This window comes from Mesorhizobium sp. M5C.F.Ca.IN.020.32.2.1, assembly GCF_004023105.1.
GTDB classification, from domain to species: domain Bacteria; phylum Pseudomonadota; class Alphaproteobacteria; order Rhizobiales; family Rhizobiaceae; genus Mesorhizobium; species Mesorhizobium wenxiniae.
In genome coordinates this window covers 1-5,426 of record NZ_RZSX01000412.1, presented here as the reverse complement: position 1 = coordinate 5,426, position 5,426 = coordinate 1, and the positions used below count along the sequence as shown (strand labels likewise).

General features: G+C 61.5%; 4 protein-coding genes, 1 tRNA gene and 1 pseudogene. 4 read left to right on the top strand and 2 right to left on the bottom strand.

Features of this window, described 5'->3' with window-relative positions:
* A pseudogene (locus EOA86_RS20290) lies at positions 1-286 on the top strand (UPF0104 family protein); the annotation flags it as partial.
* Positions 287-835: 549 nt separating this feature from the next.
* Positions 836-909: transfer RNA gene (locus EOA86_RS20285), tRNA-Gln, on the top strand.
* A gap of 127 nt (positions 910-1,036) precedes the next feature.
* Here the strand turns inward: EOA86_RS20285 and EOA86_RS20280 are convergent.
* Entirely contained in the window at positions 1,037-1,894 is an 858-nt protein-coding gene (locus EOA86_RS20280; protein WP_128343272.1) for a hypothetical protein, read from the bottom strand.
* 83 nt (positions 1,895-1,977) lie between these two features.
* Between EOA86_RS20280 and EOA86_RS20275 the strand changes: the two genes are divergently transcribed.
* Positions 1,978-2,646: an ankyrin repeat domain-containing protein gene (locus EOA86_RS20275; RefSeq protein ID WP_245497326.1), complete on the top strand. Its 669-nt coding sequence runs from the start codon at positions 1,978-1,980 to the stop codon at positions 2,644-2,646.
* 130 nt (positions 2,647-2,776) lie between these two features.
* Entirely contained in the window at positions 2,777-3,184 is a 408-nt protein-coding gene (locus tag EOA86_RS20270) for a YHS domain-containing (seleno)protein (protein ID WP_245497325.1), read from the top strand.
* 63 nt (positions 3,185-3,247) lie between these two features.
* Here the strand turns inward: EOA86_RS20270 and EOA86_RS20265 are convergent.
* Positions 3,248-5,426, bottom strand: a 2,179-nt coding sequence (locus EOA86_RS20265) for a tetratricopeptide repeat protein (protein WP_128343269.1), incomplete at its 5' end; no start/stop codon positions are given.

Sequence of the window (5,426 nt, the reverse complement as noted above, 5' to 3'; positions counted from 1 at the left end):
GGCGGCGATCATCTACTTCGCCCTGCCTGCGGCTGGCAACCCCGGCTATTTCGTCGTGCTCGGCGTCTTCCTGGTGTCGTTCTCGGTCGCCCAGATCTCGCATGCGCCGGGCGGACTCGGCGTGTTCGAGGTCGTCTTCCTCGCTGGCCTGTCGCACATGGACCCGGTCGGCGTGCTGGCAGCGCTGCTGGTGTTCCGGCTGTTCTACCTGATCGTCCCGCTGGTGATAGCGCTGGGTGTCGTGCTGTATTTTGAGCACTCGCAGCTCGGCCGGAGTGAGAGTTGAGATGCCGGGGCAATCGCTTCAGACTGACGATGCGCGTGAAGAAAACGCCAGGTGATGCCCTGCTGTTCAACGCTGCAGCGCTCAAAGTCCGGCATGGATCCTAGGGTCTCCGCGCCGTCGCTTCGCTCCTGCTCCGCCCTAGGATGACGAACGGAGTGTTGTTTCGGCCAATCCTAGAGGTTTGCGATTTGCCGGCAACCGCCAATAAGGTTTACGACCGATGCCAATTTCCAAGGTTTGCGGCCAGTGCCAATCTCCAACATATGCGACCGGCCGTAAGCCAACACGCCTTCGTCATCCTAGGGCGGAGCAGGAGCGAAGCGACGTAGCGGAGACCCTAGGATCCATGCCGTTACAGTAGCCGAAGAACGCAGCGATGCAGTGGCTTCGCTGTCTCGCCCCGGAATGGGCAAGAGCCGAATCAAAACTTGAAGCAATCGCGCCGATTGAAATGCCTGGGCAGGCTTGACTATTTTCCGGCGGCGGCTACAAGGCACGCGCGGTGACATCGCCGCGCTGCCCGCGCGGTTTTCTTTAGACTGCGCCTGCTGGGGAATAGGTTAACGGTAGACCCACGGACTCTGACTCCGTTAGTCCTGGTTCGAATCCAGGTTCCCCAGCCAAGAACTTCATGAATGAAAACAATCGGTTACACAGCACCATCGCGACCGGTGCATGTTGCATGGGTTTTCACGTCCTGTAGCGCTCAACCCCTTGCTTTCCGGGCCTGTCTCGGTCCGTCCCTTGTTGTCATTGCAACATGACTGCAACACGGATCAGCCCATTTGTTCCCGCCATGTTCGCAGCGAAGAAAGCCCGCAACCGTGAGGCAGCGGGCTTGTTTGATTCGCCAGTTGGCCCCTGTGCATTATTGGGACACAGATTCACGGTAGGCGTTTCGCCGCTGCCTGATCGGCAAGGTTCGACCCGGTGCGGAAGTTCGTTCGCCCTTGCCGAATTCACGCCCATGACCCGATGCTGCCGTTCCACGGAACCGCGTTGGAGGTCCGGATTGGTGTAGGAAGGCGGACATTTCACCTCATCGAGGCGGGTTACGCGATTCCGACGGTCCTCGTTATAGCCGACCCCGACGACGTTGGCCACGCCCGCGCCAAACTCGCCGTTCATCTCGATCGCGGACAGCTTCGGATCCCGTATGGTGCCGCGGCGATGCCTGCGGTCCGCCTCTTTGAGGTGCCGCTCGGCCTCGACGTCATTGTTCGCCTTGAGCGCCAGGTCGGAATTGCGCTCGTGACAGCGCATGCGCTTGATGATCACGTCGAGAGGGACCGACCCGCTAGCTGCTATTGCCAGCTGACGCTCTCGCGTCGCCTTGTTGGGCACGCCGTCTGCCCTCGCGCGATTTTCAGCTAGCCAAGTCGATGCCGGCGTTCTTCGCCTCGCCCCGCAGGAACGGGAGGTTGACTTCGATGACGTCGTCGGGGCGCTCGGGCACGGGACGTCATACAGCAGCCCACCGGCAATGTCGTCGATATGGCTCATGCTGTCCCGCGCGATCACGGCCTTGTAGGCAACCTCGCCGATCACCTTCATCGCCGACGGCCAGCTGAGCACACGGCGCGCCTCGCGCGACTTCGACTCGCGCACCCTATGGCTCCCCTGCGCCGAATGTATTAGAGTGGTCTCATACACGTTCATCCGCGGGCGAGCGGCGCCCGGAGGGTTAGACGATGACGGTCTCCAGGCGATTCTTGCTGCCGAGGGCCTTCCCGATGCGGGTCAGGCGTTTCCGAACCGGCTGGCTTCGGATTTTCAGTCGGGCTCTCGTCGTTACTTTCATTTCCTGGTTTGCCGCCGGTGCGGTGACTGCCGGGCCGCTTCACGACGCTGCGCGCGAGGGCGATGCCGCCAAAGTCGCAGAGCTCCTTGCGAAAGGCGAGGACGTCAACCGCCGCGACGAGAGCCGCGAGACACCCCTAATCGACGCCGCGCTAGCCGGCAAGGTGGAGGTTGCCGCGGTGCTGATCGAGGCCAAAGCCGACATCGATGCCCGCAACGACCGCGGCTTCTCAGCGCTTCACGCAGCGGCCTATTCAGGAAGCCTGGAGATAGCGCAGTTGCTGCTCGACCACGGGGCGGCGGTCGATGCGTTGAGCACGCACAAGATCACGCCTCTGCATGTGGCAGCCGAAGAGAACCAGGTGGCCGTTGCAGAGCTGTTGATCGCGCGCGGTGCACAGGTCGAGGCTACCCAGGAGTACGGGTTTACACCTCTCAGCCGGGCGACGTTCTTTCAGAGTGCGCAGGTGATGGTTCTGCTCAAGCAACACGGGGCGAAATGCCAACCCAAGGAAAAAATGGGGGCGGCGCTCAAGGATTGCATGGCCGCGGGAAACTGACCTCGCGAGGTTACTGGAGACAAACATGACACAAAACCGTTCCAGAGCGTTTGACAGTTTGCTTTGCGCGGGAGTAGCGGCCGCGTCCCTCCTGCTCCTTGGCACTGGCGCATCGTACGCTGTCGATGGAGTGAACACCGGATACTTCGGCAACGTCGCCATACTGGGCTACGACCCTGTGGCGTATTTCACCGACGGTCGTGCGACCATGGGTTCGCCCAAGATCTCGAAGAAGTGGCTCGGCGCGACGTGGTATTTCGCCAGCGTCGAACATCGCGATGCCTTCGCTTCCGAGCCGGTCCGCTACGCTCCTCAATATGGCGGTTTCTGTACGTTGGGGGCAGCATTCGAACAGGCATCAGCCAACATTGACCCGGAAGCCTGGCGTATCGTCGACGGCAAGCTCTTCCTTTTCTCCGGGAAGGAGGGCCTGGAGGAAGACTTCGATGCCGACCCAGCCCCTATCCTTGCAAAAGCCAACGGCGAATGGCCAACAGTCGAAACGAAGGAATTCGAAGCGAGAGCGGCCGCCAACTAACGTTACATAACTCAGCTCCGGCCCACGCGCGACGTTGCGGTCCTGTGGGTTGAATCGCGCATGTCACGGGGCCACAGAGAAGTACCAAACCGTGACGGAGTCCGGCAAAATAAACTCGTCCTGCGTTTCGCTGCTCCCCACGGGATTGCGGTAGACAGGGCCGCAGAACTTGCGGCCGAGCAACGTCGCTGCGGATTGCGTACAGAACAGGTTGCCTTCCAGCGTGAACGTACCGGTGATGATGCTGTTCTGCGAGCTCAGGGCGAAATCTCCGTTCGCACTCAGCTCCATGACGAACGGTGCGCGATTGTGTTGACGTCCGGCCCAAGTTCGATCGCCCGTCACGGCTCGCACGGCCTCGGCGTCCAGGCGGTCATCCTCCTTCGCACGAAAATCGAAGGCGCGCTCCGGAAATCCGGCCAAGCGAAGAGCATCCAGCCGATGATCGAGATCCTGCTGCCGCCGGTGGTGTGCATAGACGACACGATGGCTCGCGAGATTGAGCGCGGGAATCTTTTTTAGAATTGCCGCAACCGCATCACGCGCCTCAGCCATTCGGCCCAGGCGCGCATTTGCCATGGCGAGCGTCTCGAGGCCGAGGTCGCTATGCTCTGCCGGATGGACCTGGCTCAGCGCCTGCAGGGCCTTTTCGTATTGATGGTTCATATAGAGCACGAAGCCGTAATAGTCGTAGACCTGCGCTCGTGGCTTGGGATCGAGCTGCAGCACCCGTTCCATAGCCGTCAGTGCCTCCGGATTCTGCCCGGCATACGTCAGCACGATCGCCAGGTTGAGCTCTGCCTCCGCGCCGTTCGGGTCGAGCGCGGCGGCTTTGCGGACGGACGCGAGCGCCTCGTCGATCTCGCCGTCAAGCATCTGCAGGATGCCGAGCACGGCATAGGCTCGCGAGGACTGGGGGTTGAGCTCCAGCGCCCGCCCCGCCGCTTCGTAGGCGCGCTGACGTGCGACGGCGCTAAGCATGAGGCGCTGGAAATCGAAGCCAAGCACGTCCACGGTGGCCCGAGCATAACCTGAATAAGCGTCCGCGAACGCCGGATCGAGCTTGATGGACTTTTGGTACAGGGACAGAGCCTCACCGAGAGACCTGAAGTCGACCACGTACGCTTTCTGCTCGGCCCGGGTGTAGAAATCGTACGCTTCGAGGTTTCGGGTCGGCAGGCGGGCAATCTGCGCCTTCTCGCCTTCCGTCAGGCGTACCGACAGCGCCTCGACGATGCGGCCGATCACCTCGTCCTGCAGTACGAAAATCTTGGAGTAGTCGCGGTCGTAGCGCTCGGCCCATTTGGTGCTCCCTGTTTTGGCTTCGATGAGCTGGACATTGATGCGGATCGAATCTCCGTCTCGGCGAACGCTGCCTTCGACCACGTAGTGGACGTTCAACTGCTTCGCGATCTCGTTGATGTCGAGGGATCGATCCCTGAAGGAGAACGAGGAGTTGCGGGCAATGACCAGCAGCCCGGAGATCTTCGATAGATCGGTGATGAGATCGTCTGTGAGCCCTTCGGCGAAATAGTCCTGGTCCGCCTGCTGACCAAGATTGGCAAAGGGTAACACAGCAATGGACGGCTTGCCCTCTGCAGAGATCATCGAGCTTTGGTCCCGCAGAAGCGCGACGGCCCGCGGCCAGAGAACCACCGCGAGGCCCGCCGCCAGGACCAGGAAAAGCGCCGCAGTGCCGATCAACGGCCATCGCCGAGGGCGCCACTTCCTGGCACTAGGGGCTTGCTCCAGCAGCACGCGATAGGCGCGCACCGGCTCGGCAATGTTTTTCAGGCGCTGTTCGCCCAGCGACTTGAAGGTCAGGCCGAGCTTGTTGCGGGCTTGATCATAGGCTGTTCCGGATAGGACGATACCGCCGGGATCGCTCAGTCCTTCCAGGCGGGCCGCGATATTGACGCCGTCGCCGTAAAAATCGTCCTTGTCGATGATCACGTCGCCCAGGTTGATTCCGATGCGGAACACGATCCGGGCGTCCTCCGGCACGTTGAGGTTCTGCTGCGCGGCGACGCGCTGGATTTCGACGGCACAGGCCACCGCATCGACCACACTGGCGAACTCGACCAACGCGCCGTCGCCCATGAGCTTGACGACGCGGCCATGATATCCTTCGATCAACGGCTCTATGTATTCGCGGCGAAGCGCCTTGAGCCGAGTGAGCGTGCCTGTCTCGTTCAGCCCCATCAGCCGGCTGTACCCCACCACATCAGCGGCGAGGATAGCG